The organism is Bradyrhizobium sp. cf659, from assembly GCF_900113725.1.
GTDB lineage: Bacteria > Pseudomonadota > Alphaproteobacteria > Rhizobiales > Xanthobacteraceae > Bradyrhizobium.
On the sequence record NZ_FOQJ01000016.1, the window covers coordinates 89,685 to 104,433 of the forward strand.

Annotated in this window: 22 protein-coding genes; 20 read left to right on the forward strand and 2 right to left on the reverse strand. The window is 63.8% G+C overall.

Annotated features, from left to right (window positions below; all coding sequences use genetic code 11):
• Positions 1-29: 29 nt before the first annotated feature.
• The 17 genes from rplN (at position 30) to rplQ (ending at position 10,750) form a co-directional block, all read left to right on the forward strand.
• Positions 30-398 carry a 50S ribosomal protein L14 gene (gene rplN, locus BM118_RS37450; protein WP_007603030.1) on the forward strand — a complete coding sequence of 123 codons (369 nt, stop codon included), beginning with the start codon at positions 30-32 and terminating at the stop codon, positions 396-398.
• Positions 398-712 carry a 50S ribosomal protein L24 gene (gene rplX / locus BM118_RS37455; protein ID WP_007603031.1) on the forward strand — a complete coding sequence of 105 codons (315 nt, stop codon included), beginning with the start codon at positions 398-400 and terminating at the stop codon, positions 710-712. Before rplN ends, rplX begins: the two co-directional genes overlap by 1 nt.
• Positions 705-1,262: a 50S ribosomal protein L5 gene (gene rplE, locus BM118_RS37460; protein WP_018647250.1), complete on the forward strand. Its 558-nt coding sequence runs from the start codon at positions 705-707 to the stop codon at positions 1,260-1,262. The genes rplX and rplE overlap by 8 nt, the downstream gene beginning before the upstream one ends.
• 46 nt (positions 1,263-1,308) lie before the next feature.
• A complete protein-coding gene (rpsN, locus tag BM118_RS37465; RefSeq protein ID WP_011088140.1) occupies positions 1,309-1,614 on the forward strand; it encodes a 30S ribosomal protein S14 in 306 nt (101 codons plus the stop codon).
• A gap of 14 nt (positions 1,615-1,628) precedes the next feature.
• Positions 1,629-2,027, forward strand: a complete 399-nt coding sequence (gene rpsH, locus BM118_RS37470; protein ID WP_011088139.1) for a 30S ribosomal protein S8 — start codon at positions 1,629-1,631, stop codon at positions 2,025-2,027.
• Between the two features lie 16 nt (positions 2,028-2,043).
• Positions 2,044-2,577 (forward strand): 50S ribosomal protein L6, encoded by a 534-nt coding sequence (gene rplF, locus BM118_RS37475; RefSeq protein ID WP_092192681.1) that lies wholly within the window; start codon positions 2,044-2,046, stop codon positions 2,575-2,577.
• Positions 2,578-2,588: 11 nt separating this feature from the next.
• Positions 2,589-2,951 carry a 50S ribosomal protein L18 gene (gene rplR, locus BM118_RS37480; RefSeq protein ID WP_007603036.1) on the forward strand — a complete coding sequence of 121 codons (363 nt, stop codon included), beginning with the start codon at positions 2,589-2,591 and terminating at the stop codon, positions 2,949-2,951.
• A 44-nt stretch (positions 2,952-2,995) separates the two neighbouring features.
• Positions 2,996-3,589 (forward strand): 30S ribosomal protein S5, encoded by a 594-nt coding sequence (gene rpsE, locus BM118_RS37485; RefSeq protein WP_027549202.1) that lies wholly within the window; start codon positions 2,996-2,998, stop codon positions 3,587-3,589.
• Between the two features lie 25 nt (positions 3,590-3,614).
• On the forward strand, positions 3,615-3,809 hold the full coding sequence (gene rpmD, locus BM118_RS37490; protein WP_011088137.1) for a 50S ribosomal protein L30: 195 nt from the start codon (positions 3,615-3,617) through the stop codon (positions 3,807-3,809).
• A 73-nt stretch (positions 3,810-3,882) separates the two neighbouring features.
• The gene (rplO, locus tag BM118_RS37495) at positions 3,883-4,368 is read left to right on the forward strand and encodes a 50S ribosomal protein L15 (protein ID WP_011088136.1); all 486 of its coding nucleotides are present in this window, start codon (positions 3,883-3,885) and stop codon (positions 4,366-4,368) included.
• Between the two features lie 148 nt (positions 4,369-4,516).
• A complete protein-coding gene (gene secY / locus BM118_RS37500; protein ID WP_092192683.1) occupies positions 4,517-5,848 on the forward strand; it encodes a preprotein translocase subunit SecY in 1,332 nt (443 codons plus the stop codon).
• Positions 5,845-7,056, forward strand: a complete 1,212-nt coding sequence (locus tag BM118_RS37505; protein ID WP_092192685.1) for a preprotein translocase subunit SecY — start codon at positions 5,845-5,847, stop codon at positions 7,054-7,056. Before secY ends, BM118_RS37505 begins: the two co-directional genes overlap by 4 nt.
• Positions 7,053-7,958: an adenylate kinase gene (locus tag BM118_RS37510; protein WP_092192687.1), complete on the forward strand. Its 906-nt coding sequence runs from the start codon at positions 7,053-7,055 to the stop codon at positions 7,956-7,958. The genes BM118_RS37505 and BM118_RS37510 overlap by 4 nt, the downstream gene beginning before the upstream one ends.
• A gap of 185 nt (positions 7,959-8,143) precedes the next feature.
• Positions 8,144-8,512, forward strand: coding sequence for a 30S ribosomal protein S13 (gene rpsM / locus BM118_RS37515; protein ID WP_008549231.1), 369 nt, complete (start codon positions 8,144-8,146; stop codon positions 8,510-8,512).
• A gap of 122 nt (positions 8,513-8,634) precedes the next feature.
• Positions 8,635-9,024 carry a 30S ribosomal protein S11 gene (gene rpsK, locus BM118_RS37520; protein WP_007603045.1) on the forward strand — a complete coding sequence of 130 codons (390 nt, stop codon included), beginning with the start codon at positions 8,635-8,637 and terminating at the stop codon, positions 9,022-9,024.
• 112 nt (positions 9,025-9,136) lie between these two features.
• A complete protein-coding gene (locus tag BM118_RS37525; RefSeq protein WP_011088132.1) occupies positions 9,137-10,168 on the forward strand; it encodes a DNA-directed RNA polymerase subunit alpha in 1,032 nt (343 codons plus the stop codon).
• A 165-nt stretch (positions 10,169-10,333) separates the two neighbouring features.
• Entirely contained in the window at positions 10,334-10,750 is a 417-nt protein-coding gene (gene rplQ, locus BM118_RS37530; protein ID WP_027549207.1) for a 50S ribosomal protein L17, read from the forward strand.
• 80 nt (positions 10,751-10,830) lie between these two features.
• Here rplQ and BM118_RS37535 read toward each other — a convergent pair whose 3' ends face one another.
• Entirely contained in the window at positions 10,831-11,808 is a 978-nt protein-coding gene (locus BM118_RS37535) for a Bug family tripartite tricarboxylate transporter substrate binding protein (RefSeq protein ID WP_092192689.1), read from the reverse strand.
• A 187-nt stretch (positions 11,809-11,995) separates the two neighbouring features.
• On the opposite strand from BM118_RS37535, the gene BM118_RS37540 reads away from it, so the two are divergent.
• Positions 11,996-12,784, forward strand: a complete 789-nt coding sequence (locus tag BM118_RS37540) for an SDR family NAD(P)-dependent oxidoreductase (RefSeq protein WP_092192691.1) — start codon at positions 11,996-11,998, stop codon at positions 12,782-12,784.
• Positions 12,785-12,797: 13 nt separating this feature from the next.
• Positions 12,798-13,091, forward strand: a complete 294-nt coding sequence (locus BM118_RS37545) for a DUF1330 domain-containing protein (RefSeq protein ID WP_092192694.1) — start codon at positions 12,798-12,800, stop codon at positions 13,089-13,091.
• A gap of 106 nt (positions 13,092-13,197) precedes the next feature.
• Here BM118_RS37545 and BM118_RS37550 read toward each other — a convergent pair whose 3' ends face one another.
• A complete protein-coding gene (locus tag BM118_RS37550) occupies positions 13,198-14,211 on the reverse strand; it encodes a zinc-binding alcohol dehydrogenase family protein (protein WP_092192696.1) in 1,014 nt (337 codons plus the stop codon).
• A 133-nt stretch (positions 14,212-14,344) separates the two neighbouring features.
• Here BM118_RS37550 and BM118_RS37555 point away from each other — a divergent pair, with 133 nt between their 5' ends.
• Complete coding sequence (locus BM118_RS37555; RefSeq protein ID WP_092192698.1) at positions 14,345-14,722, forward strand: winged helix-turn-helix transcriptional regulator; 378 nt, start codon at positions 14,345-14,347, stop codon at positions 14,720-14,722.
• Positions 14,723-14,749 lie beyond the last annotated feature (27 nt).

Sequence of the window (14,749 nt, forward strand, 5' to 3'; positions counted from 1 at the left end):
CGCAAGAGAGAAGAGGACGAGGTGCATCAATGATTCAGATGCAGACCAACCTCGACGTGGCCGACAATTCTGGCGCACGCCGTGTCATGTGTATCAAGGTGCTCGGGGGCTCCAAGCGCCGCTACGCCACGATCGGCGACATCATCGTCGTCTCGATCAAGGAAGCGATTCCGCGTGGCAAGGTGAAGAAGGGCGACGTGATGAAGGCCGTCGTGGTGCGCGTCCGCAAGGACATCCGCCGCGCCGACGGTTCGGTCATCCGCTTCGACCGCAACGCAGCCGTGCTGATCAACAACCAGTCCGAGCCGGTCGGCACCCGTATCTTCGGGCCCGTGCCGCGCGAGCTGCGCGCCAAGAACCACATGAAGATCATTTCCCTCGCGCCGGAGGTGCTGTGATGGCTGCGAAGATCCGCAAGGGCGACAAGGTCGTCGTGCTGACCGGTCGCGACAAGGGTCGCACCGGCGAAGTGTTCGAGGTTCGCCCCGACGCCGGCACGGCGCTCGTGCGCGGCATCAACATGGTCAAGCGTCACCAGAAGCAGACGCAGGCCCAGGAGGGCGGCATCATCTCGAAAGAGTCGCCGATCCAATTGTCCAACATCGCGTATGTCGGCAAGGACGGAAAGCCGACCCGCGTCGGATTCAAGATTCTGGCGGACGGCAAGAAGGTCCGCATCGCCAAGAGCTCGGGAGCTGAGATCGATGGCTGAGGCCGCTTACACGCCGCGCCTGCGCGCGGAATACGATGCGAAGATCCGCACGGCGCTGACCGAGAAGTTCGGTTACGAGAACGTCATGCAGGTTCCGCGCCTGGACAAGGTCGTGCTGAACATGGGCGTTGGCGATTCCGTTAACGACCGCAAGAAGGCCGAGACCGCCGCTGCCGAGCTGACCCAGATCGCCGGCCAGAAGGCGATCGTGACCTATTCGCGCATCGCGATCGCGACCTTCAAGCTGCGTGAGAACCAGCCGATCGGCTGCAAGGTCACGCTGCGCAAGGCTCGCATGTACGAGTTCATCGACCGCCTGGTCACGGTCGCGCTGCCGCGCGTCCGCGACTTCCGCGGCCTGAACCCGAAGAGCTTCGACGGCCGCGGCAACTACTCGCTCGGCATCAAGGAGCACATCATTTTCCCCGAGATCGACTTCGACAAGGTCACGGAAGCCCGCGGTATGGACATCACCGTCTGCACCACGGCCAAGACCGACGAAGAGGCGAGGGCCTTGTTGACCGCTTTCAATTTCCCGTTCCGGCAGTGAGACGCTGACCTAAAGCCTCTCAAACGCGGATACCCAGGAGCCAAGCATGGCAAAGAAGAGTTCAATCGAGAAGAACAACCGGCGCAAGCGGATGGTGAAGAACGCCGCCCCGAAGCGCGAGCGGTTGAAGGCGATCATCGCCGACAAGACGCTGCCGATGGAGGAGCGGTTCGCCGCGACCCTGAAGCTCGCCGAGATGCCGCGCAATTCGTCGGCCACCCGCGTGCGTCTTCGCTGCGAGCTGTCGGGTCGTCCGCGCTCGAACTACCGCAAGAACAAGCTGTCCCGTATCGCGCTGCGCGAACTTGGCTCCAAGGGCATGGTCCCGGGCCTCGTGAAGTCGAGCTGGTAAGGAGGGTCGTTTAGATGTCTACGCACGATCCAATCAGCGATCTGATCACCCGCATCCGCAACGCGCAGATGCGCTCCAAGACCAAGGTCTCCACGCCGGGCTCGCGGATGCGCGAGAACGTGCTCGAGGTGCTCAAGAGCGAGGGCTACATCCGCGGCTACGCCACGGTCGAGCACTCCTCGGGCCGCAGCGAGATCGAGATCGAGCTGAAGTATTTCGACGGCGAGCCCGTCATCCGCGAGATCGAACGTGTTTCTAAGCCCGGGCGTCGTGTTTACGCCTCGGTGAAGAACCTGCCGCGGGTCAACAACGGGCTCGGCATTTCGGTGTTGTCGACGCCGAAGGGGATCATGGCCGACCACAGCGCGCGCGACGCGAATGTGGGCGGTGAAGTCCTCTTCACGGTGTTCTGAGAAGGATTTTTGATCCATGTCACGTGTTGGCAAAAGGCCTGTTCCGGTTCCGTCGGGTGTGACCGCGACCGTCGATGGGCAGACCGTCAAGATGAAGGGCCCGAAGGGCCAGCTTCAGTTCGTCGTCCATGACGACGTCGAGGTGAAGCTCGAGAGCGGGCAGATCAAGGTGAACCCGCGGGTCGAGACCAACCGCGCGCGGGCGCTGTACGGTACCGCTCGCGCCCAGGTCGCGAATCTGGTCGAAGGCGTCACCAAGGGCTTCGAGAAGAAGCTCGAGATCACCGGCGTCGGTTACCGCGCCGCGATGCAGGGCAAGAACCTGCAGCTCGCGCTCGGCTACAGCCACGACGTGGTCTACGCGATCCCCGAGGGGATCACGATCACGGTGCCCAAGCCGACCGAAATCACGGTGACGGGCAGCGACATCCAGCGCGTCGGCCAGGTCGCGGCCGAAATCCGCTCATACCGCCCGCCGGAGCCCTACAAGGGCAAGGGCGTGAAGTATGTTGGCGAATTCATCTTCCGCAAGGAAGGCAAGAAGAAGTAACGGAGCCGGTCATGTCGAAAGCCAAGGTTACGAATGCCCGGCGCAAGCGGAGTGTGCGGCTGAAGCTGCGCCGCTCCGGTGGTGGCCGTCCGCGCCTGTCGGTGTTCCGCTCGTCCAAGCACATCTACGCCCAGGTCATCGACGACCTGAAGGGCGAGACGCTGGCCTCTGCCTCCTCGCTCGAGAAGTCGATGCGCGACGGCGGCAAGACCGGCGCCGACATCGATGCGGCGAAGGCGGTCGGCAAGCTGCTGGCCGAGCGCGCCGCCGAGAAGGGTGTCAAGGAAGTCGTGTTCGATCGCGGCAGCTACCTCTATCACGGGCGCGTCAAGGCTCTTGCCGATGCGGCGCGTGAGAGCGGGCTGAGCTTCTAACAGAATTTGAGGATTGAGGCGCAAGCCTCAGAAGGATTGGAAAAATGGCAGAACGCGAACAACGTGGTGGACGCGATCAACGCGGCGGCGGACGCGACCGCAAGGAGCGCGAGGAGCGCGACAGCGAGTTCGTCGACAAGCTCGTCCACATCAACCGCGTGGCCAAGGTCGTCAAGGGCGGCAAGCGCTTCGGTTTCGCAGCGCTGGTCGTGATCGGCGACCAGAAGGGCCGCGCCGGCTTCGGTCACGGCAAGGCGCGCGAAGTGCCTGAGGCGATCCGCAAGGCAACCGAGTCCGCCAAGCGGAACCTGACCCGCGTGTCGCTGCGCGAGGGCCGCACGCTGCATCACGACATCGCCGGCCGTCATGGCGCGGGCCGTGTCTACCTGCGTGCCGCTCCGGCCGGTACCGGCATCATCGCCGGCGGCCCGATGCGCGCCGTGTTCGAGACGCTCGGCGTCCAGGACGTGGTGGCGAAGTCGATCGGCTCGTCGAACCCGTACAACATGGTGCGCGCGACCTTCGACGCGCTGAAGCACCAGGATTCGCCGCGTTCGGTCGCCGCCCGCCGCAATATCAAGGTGTCCACCCTCCAGTCCCGCCGTATCGGCGGCGACGCCGAGGCGGCTGCCGACTAACGGAAGCTTTTCGGAGTAGACCAAGATGGCCAAGGCCGCAAAGACGATCAAGCTCGAGCAGACCGGCAGCGCGATCCGCCGCCATCACTCGCAGCGTTCGACGCTGATCGGGCTCAAGCTCAACAAGATCGGCCGCACCAGCGAACTGCCGGACACTCCGGCCGTGCGCGGCATGATCGAGAAGGTTCACCATCTCGTCCGTATCGTCGACGAGAAGTAAGCAGGGCGTATGATCCCGAAACTGGGTGCCGGTTTTCGGTGAAGATCATGCGCAAGACACAAGGAGAAGGGCGATGAAGCTCAGCGATATCGCCGACAACGCCGGCTCGCGCAAAAAGCGTATGCGCGTCGGCCGCGGCATCGGTTCGGGCAAGGGCAAGCAGTCCGGCCGCGGCGGCAAGGGCCAGACCGCGCGTTCGGGCGTGCGCATCAAGGGTTTCGAAGGCGGCCAGATGCCGATGCATCGCCGTCTGCCCAAGCGCGGCTTCAACAACATCTTCCGCGTCGAGTTCGCCGAGATCAATCTCGACCGGCTCCAGGAAGCGGTCGATGCCAAGAAGATCGACGCCGGCAGCGTCGTGAACGTCGAGGCCCTGGTGAAGGGCGGCGTGTTGCGCCGCGCCAAGGGCGGCCTGCGGCTGCTCGGCCGCGGCGAGCTCAAGTCCAAGCTCAACATCGAAGTGCACGGCGCCACCAAGACCGCGATTGCCGCGGTCGAGAAGGCCGGCGGCTCGGTGAAGATTCTCGCCCCTGCCAAGGAAGAAGGCGAGGCGGCGTAACAACTGCGTCATTGGCCCGCGGCTCGCGGGCCTTTACGCATGCGGGACGTGGACTTATCGAAGCCGAGCCCCAGATAATGTCCGGCGTCCGCTAAAGTAGCCCGGCCGCGGGCATGACGGCGCAACAGGCGGCGGGAGAAAGTCCAAGATGGTCTCAGCAGCGGAACAACTGGCAGCCAATCTCAATTTCGGCGCCTTTGCCAAGGCCGACGAACTGAAGAAGCGCATCTGGTTCACCCTGGGTGCGCTGCTCGTTTATCGGCTCGGAACCTACATCCCGCTGCCCGGCATCGATCCCAACATCTGGGAGCAGGTGTTCCGCTCCCAGGCGGGCGGCATCCTCGGCATGTTCAACATGTTCGCCGGCGGCGGCATCCACCGCATGGCGATCTTCGCGCTGAACATCATGCCGTACATCTCGGCCTCGATCATCATCCAGCTCCTGACCACCGTCTCGCCGCAGCTCGAGGCGCTGAAGAAGGAAGGCGAAGCCGGCCGGAAGACGCTGAACCAGTACACCCGCTATCTGACGGTCATCCTGGCGGCGTTCCAGTCCTACGGCATCGCGGTGGGCCTCGAAGGCGCCGGCAACGTCGTCAGCGACCCCGGCATGTTCTTCCGCCTGTCCACGGCGATCACGCTGACCGGCGGCACCATGTTCCTGATGTGGCTGGGCGAGCAGATCACCTCGCGCGGCATCGGCAACGGCATCTCGCTGATCATTCTCTCCGGCATCGTCGCCGAGCTGCCCGCGGCGCTCGCCAACATGCTCGAGCTCGGCCGTCAGGGTGCGATGTCGACCGGCCTGATCCTGGTCGTCATCATCATGGCGGTCGCCGTGATCGCCTTCATCGTGTTCATGGAGCGGGCACAGCGCCGGCTGCTGATCCAGTATCCGAAGCGCCAGGTCGGCAACAAGATGTTCGAGGGCCAGTCCTCGCATCTGCCGCTCAAGCTCAACACCTCGGGCGTGATCCCGCCGATCTTCGCGTCTTCGCTCCTGCTGCTGCCGACGACGGTTGCGAACTTCAATGCGGGCAGCGGGCCGGAATGGTTCCAGTGGATCACCACCCAGCTCGGCCATGGCCGTCCGCTGTTCCTGATCATGTATCTCGCGCTGATCGTGTTCTTCGCATTCTTCTACACCGCGATCGTGTTCAACCCGACCGAGACCGCGGATAATCTGAAGAAGCACGGCGGCTTCATTCCGGGCATCCGCCCCGGCGAGCGCACTGCGGAATATATCGACTACGTGCTGTCGCGCATCACCGTGCTCGGCGCGGTCTATCTGGCGATCGTCTGCTTGATCCCCGAGATCCTGATCTCCTACGCCTCGGTGCCGTTCTACTTCGGCGGCACCTCGCTGCTGATCGTCGTCAGCGTCACCATGGACACGGTGGCGCAGGTGCAGGGTTATCTGCTGGCCCATCAGTATGAGGGCCTGATCCGCAAGTCGAAGCTGCGGGGCCGCCGTAGATGAACAGGGAGCTTGCGCGCCGGATCGCTTTCACGATTGGCGCGCTGCTCCTTTTCAGGCTCGGTACGCAGGTCCCGCTCGCGGGATTGAACATTTCGACCTTTTCGCCGACGCTGGACTTCATCTCCCGGCTCTCGATCTTTGCGCTCGGCCTCATTCCCTATCTGACTGCGGCGATCCTCATCCGGCTCCTGTCCGTGGTGTGGCGCGGCCTGAATTTGCTGGAGCGGTCGGGCGAGGGCGGCCGGCGCAAGCTTGCCCGTGCCACGCTTGGTCTCACACTTGGTCTTGCTGCCTTTCAGGCTTACGGCATCGCTTCAGCGCTGACGGCCATTCCGGGCCTTGTGAGGAATCCCGACGGCTGGTTCGTGTTGACGGCCACGGCCTCGATGGTCGGCGGCGTCTTCGTGCTGGTGTGGTTGAGCGAACAGATCACCCGCTATGGCATCGGCAACGGCCTGGCGCTGATCTTGAGCGTCGGCTTTGTCGTCGCGATTCCGCGGGACGTCGCCGGCATCGTGGGGCTCGTGCAGAGCGGTGCTATCCCGGACAATCTCGTGCTTGCGCATGCCGTGTTCTGGGTTGCGATCGTCGCCGTGATCGTGCTCGTCGAAGGCGCCCGGCGGAATATTCCCGTCGAGTTCGGCGCAGTCAGCGTGGGCACGCGGCAACTGCCGGTGCGCGATGCGATGCTGCCGGTCAAGCTCAACAGTGCTGGGTTCCTGATTCCGGTCACCGTGGCGCCGTGGATATTCCTACTACCGCTTGCCTTTGCGGGCCTCGTCTTGGGCAGCGATCACCCTCTGGTCGCCGCGGTGTACCGGCATCTCCAACTGGGGCAGCCGGCTCACATGGTCCTGGTGTCGATCGCCGTGTTCGTGCTCGCCTTCGTCTACACGGCCAACGTCGTCGACCCTGAATACACGGCCAAATCCTTGGCGCAGCGTGATGGCACAATTCCGGGCATCGCGCCGGGCGAGGCGACGGCTGAATATCTCGATCGCGTCGTGTCATTGACGACGGTCGTTGGAGCCGTCTACCTGACGGTGTTGCAGTTGATTCCGGAGGTCTTCGAGCTTTACGGGATCGGGCTGCCTTATAGTATGGTCGTCAATGGCGGTGGGGCGCTGGTTGTGGTTTGCACCGCTCTTGATATCAAAACACAGGTGCGCGACGTATCGCTCACCAATCCGGGGGGCGTACGCCGATGAGAATTATACTTCTGGGACCGCCGGGGTCGGGCAAGGGGACCCAGGCGCAGCTGCTGGTGCAGCGCTATAGTATCGTCCAGCTCTCGACCGGCGAGATGCTGCGCGCGGCCGTGGCGGCGGGAACGCCGGTCGGGCTGAAGGCCAAGGAGATCATGGCCAGCGGCGGCCTCGTGCCCGACGATGTCGTGGTCGGAATCATCTCCGACCGGATCGACCAGCCGGATGCCAGGAACGGTTTCATCCTCGACGGTTTCCCGCGCACCGTGCCGCAGGCCGAGGCGCTGGACGAGCTGCTGAGGCACAAGCACCTCAAGCTCGACGCCGTGATCGAGCTTCGCGTCAACGAAAGCGCGTTGCTGAGTCGCGTCGAGACCCGAGTCGCCCAGATGCGGGAGCGCGGTGAGGAGGTTCGGCTCGACGACACCCCTGAGGTCCTGACCAAGCGGCTTGCCAGCTACCGCAGCCAGACGGAGCCCCTGATTCACTACTATTCCGAGCGGCGGAAGCTCTCGACCATCGATGGCATGATGGCCATCGACGAGGTCACCCGTGCGATCCACCGCCAGCTCCTGGCGCTCGGGGCAGTCGAGCCCAAGACGCATGCCAAGGGAACTGCCAAGGGACCTGCCAAGGGAACTGCCAAGAGCGCGGCCAAGGCAGCGCCGGCCAAGAAGGGGGCGGCCAAGGCTAAAACAGCCAAAAAGCCGGCGAAAGCGGCCAAAAAACCCGCCAAATCCACTAAAATGGCGGCCAAGAAGGCCGTGAAGGGCGCCAAGAAGGCGGCCAAGACGACCGCCAAGAAGACGGTAAAAAAGGCTGCCAAAAAGACCGCCAAGAAGGCTGTCAAAAAGGGTGCCAAAAAGGCCGCAAAAAAGGTCACGAAAAAGCGAGCTAAGCGCTAGCAGCGGTTGACGAAAGCCCCCGGAATCCCTTAATAAGCCCCGCATCCAAGTCGGATAGTTTCAGACGATGCCGGGCCCCAGGAAGACCGGGGGTGGGCGTCGTGTTCGCGTTTGTGAACACCTGCCCGAGAACACAAGCACTTAAAGCCTGGTCCTGACGAGGACCGGCAACAGGAGAGAAGGCCGTGGCCCGTATTGCCGGCGTGAACATTCCCACCAACAAGCGCGTGCTGATCGCGCTCCAGTACATCCATGGCATCGGTCAGAAGATCGCCGGTGAGATTCTGGAGAAGGTGAAGATCCCGGTGGATCGTCGCGTCAATCAGCTCAGCGACGCCGAAGTGCTCCAGATCCGCGAAGTCATCGACCGCGACTATCTCGTCGAGGGTGACCTGCGTCGTGAGGTCGGCATCAACATCAAGCGTCTGATGGACCTCGGCTGCTATCGCGGCCTGCGTCATCGTCGCGGTCTGCCGGTGCGCGGTCAGCGTACCCACACCAATGCGCGCACGCGCAAGGGCCCGGCCAAGGCCATCGCCGGCAAGAAGAAGTAAGTTTTCGAATCCAATCGCGGCGTGTGGCGAACCGGGGATACCCGTTCGCCACGCGCCTTTCGTTCCACAGGTGTAGCCGCTGGCATTACGGCGGCGTTTGAGATCTCCAGGAAAGGTACTCAATGGGCAAGGAAGCCACCCGCGTTCGCCGTCGTGAACGCAAGAACATCGCCTCCGGCGTTGCGCACGTGAACTCGTCGTTCAACAACACGACCATCACCATCACCGACGCGCAGGGCAACACGATTGCCTGGTCCTCCGCAGGCACGATGGGCTTCAAGGGCTCGCGCAAGTCGACCCCGTACGCGGCGCAGGTTGCCGCCGAGGACGTGTCGAAGAAGGCGCAGGAGCACGGCATGCGCACGCTGGAAGTCGAAGTCGCCGGTCCCGGTTCGGGCCGCGAGTCGGCGCTCCGCGCGCTCCAGGCCGCAGGCTTCACCGTCACCTCGATCCGCGACGTGACCACGATCCCGCATAACGGTTGCCGTCCCCGCAAGCGTCGGCGCGTTTGATACGAAGTTGCGGGCGCATCGGCGCCCGCAATGACTTTTGCAAGAAGTCGCAGGTGCGACCTGCGGCCTTTCTCCAACGCCAGTGTCTGCAACGGCAGTTCGACTGGCCTGTATGGGTGAAACAGTGACGATCCAGAAAAATTGGCAAGAACTGATTCGGCCGAACAAGCTCCAGGTCACGCCCGGCAGCGATCCGGCCCGCTTCGCGACCATCGTCGCCGAGCCGCTCGAGCGCGGCTTTGGCCAGACCCTCGGCAACGCGCTGCGCCGCATCCTGCTCTCCTCGCTTCAGGGCGCGGCGGTGCAGTCGGTGCACATCGACGGCGTGCTGCACGAGTTCTCCTCGATCGCTGGCGTCCGTGAGGACGTCACCGACATCGTGCTGAACATCAAGGACATCTCGATCAAGATGCAGGGCGAAGGCCCCAAGCGCATGGTCGTGAAGAAGCAGGGCCCGGGCGTCGTCACCGCCGGCGACATCCAGACCGTCGGCGACGTCGTCGTGCTCAACCCGGACCTCCAGATCTGCACCCTCGACGAGGGCGCTGAGATCCGCATGGAGTTCACCGTCGCGACCGGCAAGGGCTACGTGCCCGCCGAGCGCAACCGTCCCGAGGACGCGCCGATCGGCCTGATCCCGGTCGACAGCCTGTACTCGCCGGTCCGCAAGGTCTCCTACAAGGTCGAGAACACCCGCGAGGGCCAGATCCTCGACTACGACAAGCTGACCATGACGATCGAGACCAACGGCGCGATCTCGCCGGATGACTCGGTGGCTTACGCCGCCCGCATCCTCCAGGATCAGCTCAACGTGTTCGTCAACTTCGAAGAGCCGCGCAAGGAAGTCGCCCAGGAGATCATCCCGGACCTCGCCTTCAACCCGGCCTTCCTCAAGAAGGTGGACGAGCTCGAGCTGTCGGTGCGTTCGGCCAACTGCTTGAAGAACGACAACATCGTCTATATCGGCGACCTCGTGCAGAAGAGCGAAGCGGAAATGCTCCGCACCCCGAACTTCGGCCGCAAGTCGCTGAACGAGATCAAGGAAGTGCTGGCCCAGATGGGTCTGCATCTCGGCATGGAAGTGCCGGGCTGGCCGCCGGAGAACATCGACGAGCTCGCCAAGCGCTTCGAGGATCACTACTGAGATTCGTCGTTCCGGGGCGATGCGCAAGCATCGAACCCGGAACCTCGAGATTCCGGATCGTCGCTTCGCGCCGTCCGGAATGACTAAATGGGCGAACGCAGGCAGCCCACCTGAGCAACATGTCCGACGAACCGTCGCGGCAGTTTCAAACTAAGGAATAGTCACATGCGTCACGGCAAGGTTCATCGGAAGCTCAACCGCACGGCCGAGCACCGCAGGGCGATGTTCGCCAACATGGCGGCCGCGCTGATCAAGCACGAGCAGATCGTCACCACGCTCCCGAAGGCGAAGGAATTGCGCCCGATCGTGGAGAAGCTGGTCACCCTCGGCAAGAAGGGCGGGCTGTCCATGCGCCGCCAGGCCATCTCCGAGATGCGCGACAAGGATCAGGTCAGGAAGCTCTTCGACGTGCTGGCGACCCGCTACAAGGACCGCCAGGGCGGCTATACCCGCATCATCAAGGCCGGCTTCCGCTACGGCGACAACGCCGCGATGGCCGTGATCGAGTTCGTCGATCGCGACGTCGATGCCAAGGGCCAGGATTCCGGTCCGGTGCAGGAGAAGGAAGCCGAGGCGGCGTAAGCCGTTTCAGCAGGTACAGAATTGAAAGCGGCGCCCTCGGGCGCCGCTTTTGTTTTTGGGGCCGGCGAAGATCGGCGAGACTATTCTTCCTTGATCCCCGCCTTTTGTGCGATCTCCTTCATCTCGGCGGTCTCCTTGCCGATGGCTCCCGCCCAATCGCTGTAGCGCACGAAGCCGGGCTCGAAGCCGACCTTGGTGAAGCGCTCGATGACGGAAGGGCTGTTGATGATCTCCTCCAGCGTCGCCGACAGCTTGTCGCGAACGGCCGGCGGCAGCCCCTTGGGCGCGACCACCGCGCCCCAGGACGCGAAGTCGATGCCGGTGTAGCCGAGTTCGGCAAGCGTCGGCACGTCGGGCAGGTAGGGCGTGCGCTTGCCCGAGAACACCGCGAGCACCTTGACGGTGCCGGCCTCGATCTGCGGCTTCACGGCGATCACGGTGTCGACGTGATATTGGATGTGCTTGCCGATGAGGTCGTTCATCGCCGGTGCACTGCCCTTGTAGGGCAGGTGGACCATCTTGACCCCGGCACTCGACTTGAACAGCTCGCCGGCGAAATGGGAGACGGTCGCGACGCCGAATGATGCGAGCGACAGCTTGTCGGGATTGGCCTTCGCTTCGGCGACCAGCGAAGCCACGTCGTTGACCGGATTGTCCTTGTAGGTGACCAGCGCCAGCGTGATCTTGCCGACCTGGCCGAGCGGCTCGAAATCCTTGGCCGCGTCGTAAGGCACGCTTTCCTTCACGGCTGCCGGCAGCGTGAAGCTCGAATTTGAGCTGAAAAACAGGGTGTATCCGTCAGGCGCCGAGCGCGCGACTTCCTTGGCCGCGATGGTGGTGCCGCCCCCGGGACGGTTCATGATGATCACGGGCTTGCCGAGCCGCGTCTCCAGTTCGCCGCCGATAATGCGCGCGACCACGTCGGAGGCGCCGCCCGGCGGAAAGGGGACGATCAATTGCAACGATTTCTCCGGATAGACCGTTTGAGCCGGCGCGAGCGAGTTGCCGCCCATCAAGCCGACCAGTCCGAGGATAATCGTGAGGGCCGTACGCTTCATCGCATAGTTCTTCCGTGTTCATATGAGACGCCGTGCTGCTTAGCAATAATCGTTCCAGCGGCGGTTCAGGCAGGGTGTCTAAGTTGTCGCAGGAAAAGTGCTCGGCGTCTCACTGATTGGTGAGCGCCGATTGCGGCCCGATCCGCCGCGCCCGATATCCCGATCATCGATCTGATGGAGATACGACATGAACATCGACCTTTCCGGAAAAACTGCACTGGTGACCGGCTCGACCGCCGGCATCGGCCACGCCATTGCCAAGGGCCTTGCCGCCTCAGGCGCGAGTGTCGTGATCAACGGGCGCGGCCAGGACAAGGTCGATGCCGCCACGCGCAAGCTGGAAGCTGCGGGCGGCAAGGTGCGCGGCATCGCCGCCGACGTGTCGACCGCTTCGGGCTGCAAGGCGCTTGTGGCGGCACTGCCGGAGGTCGACATCCTCATCAACAATGCCGGCATCTTCGAGCCAAAGGACTTTTTCGATATCCCGGACGAGGACTGGAGCCGCTTCTTCGAGGTCAACGTCATGAGCGGCGTGCGGCTGTCGCGGGCGTATATGAAGGGCATGCTCAAGCGCAACTGGGGCCGCATCGTCTTCATCTCCTCGGAATCCGGCCTCAACATTCCCGTCGAGATGATTCACTACGGCATGAGCAAGACCGCCCAGCTCTCGGTTGCGCGCGGTCTGGCGCAGCTCACCCGCGGCACCGGCGTCACCGTCAATTCCGTGCTGCCGGGCCCGACCATGTCGGAGGGTGTCGAGACCTTCGTGAAGGATCTCGCGAAACAAAACGGTCAGTCGGTGGATGAAGCCGCAGCCAATTTCGTCAAGCAGCATCGCCCGAGCTCGCTGATCCAGCGCTTCGCCAGCGTCGACGAGATCGCCAACATGGTGGTCTATGTTGCGTCGAAGGAAGCGTCCGCGACCAACGGCGCGGCGTTGCGCGCGGAAGGCGGCATCGTCAACACGATTGCCTGAGGCGGCTACGCACATGCCGGCCTACGTGATCTCCGAGGTCGAGGTGCGCGACAGGAGTGCGATGGAGGCCTATCGCGCGCTTGCGGCGCAGACTATCGCGCAATACGGCGGCCGCTACCTCGCGCGCGGCGGTGCCGCCGAGGTGGTGGAGGGCGGCCCGCCGCCCAAGACCATCATCATCGTCGAGTTTCCGTCGATGGCGCGGGCGCGCGAATGGTACGCGTCGGCGGAATATGCCGAGGCGTTGAAGCTGCGGCAGACGGCGCTGGAGCGGCGGTTGATGTTCGTCGAGGGCGTCGCTCCGTAGCGAGCCTCGTCATGGCCGGGCTTGTCCCGGCCATCCACGCATCACCGCGTATGAGGATGTACGTGGATGCCCGGGTCAAGCCCGGGCATGACGGAGCCTTTGGCTGCTACCACCCCTCCAGCACGATCTTGCCGCGCGACTTGCCGCTCTCGAGCAGTGCGTGCGCGCGCTTGAGGTTGGCTGCGTTGATCGTGCCGAAGGTCTGGTCGAGCGTGGTGCGCAGCACGCCCTTGTCGATGAGGTCGGCGACGTCATTGAGCAGATGATGCTGCGCGATCATGTCGGGCGTCTGGAACGAGGAGCGCGTGAACATCGATTCCCAGTGCACCGAGATCGCCTTGCCCTTGAACGCGCTCACAGCGAACTCCGGCGGGTCGTCGATCAGGCCGAACTTGCCCTGCGGCGCCATGAATTCGGCGATGCTCTTGTAGTGCTGATCGGTGAAGGTAAGGCTCGCCACCAGCGCGACCGGCGGCAGCTTGAGCTTCTCGATCTGCTCCTTCATCGGCTTGCCGTGGTCGATCACCGCATGCGCGCCGAGATCGAGGCACCATTTTTGCGATTCCGGCCGCGTCGCGGTCGCGAGCACCGTCAGCCCGGTGAGGCGGCGGGCGAGCTGGATCAGGATCGAGCCGACGCCGCCGGCGCCGCCCGTGATCAGCAGCGTGCGCGGATCGACGCTCTTGCCCGGCACCGCGCCGAGGCGATCGAACAGCAATTCCCACGCAGTGATGGAGGTGAGGGGGAGGGCGGCTGCTTGCGCAAACGAGAGCGACTTCGGCTTGTTGCCGACGATGCGCTCGTCGACCAGGTGGAATTCGGCGTTGGTGCCCGGACGCTGGATCGAGCCGGCGTAAAACACCTCGTCGCCCGGCTTGAACAGCGTGACCTCGGGCCCGACGGCGTCGACCACGCCGGAGGCATCATAGCCCAGAATCTTGACCTCGCCCTCGGGCGGGGCGGCGCGCTTGCGCACCTTGTAATCGACCGGATTGGCCGAGATCGCCTTCACGGCGACGCGGATGTCGCGTCCCTTGGGCTCGGGTTTTGCAGTCTCGAAATCGAACAGCGCGTCCTGATCCTCGATCGGAAGCGACTTCTTGTAGCCGACGGCCTTCATGGCTTGTCTCCATCAGATGGCGCGCAGCTTGTGATGTGCGCCCGGCCTGCTAACTGTCCCGCTGGCCTCCATTTGGCAAGTACTGTAAATTCGGGGATATAGTCCCCGTTTGGATACTATTGGGAAAACACGCATGAAACGGCGCAATTTTGCCCGCCGCCCCGGCTGCTCGGTCGAGGCGACGCTGGACCTCATCGACGGCAAATGGAAGGGCGTGATCCTCTACCACCTCCAGAGCGGCACCCAGCGCTTCGGCGAGCTGCGCCGCCTGATGCCCGCCATCACCCAGCGCATGCTGACCAAGCAGCTTCGCGCGCTGGAGGAGGACGGGCTCGTCATCCGCAAGGTCTACGCGGAGGTGCCGCCGCGGGTGGAGTATTGCCTCTCCGAGCTCGGCGAGAGCCTCAAGCCGGTGATCGACATCCTGAAGGCCTGGGGCGAGAGCCATCAGCAGCGGCTCTCCTGCGCGCCGCCGCCGGTGGTGGTGAAGAAGCCGAAGCGCGCGGCGTAGATATCCGGGAGCGGATCGTGCCGCTCC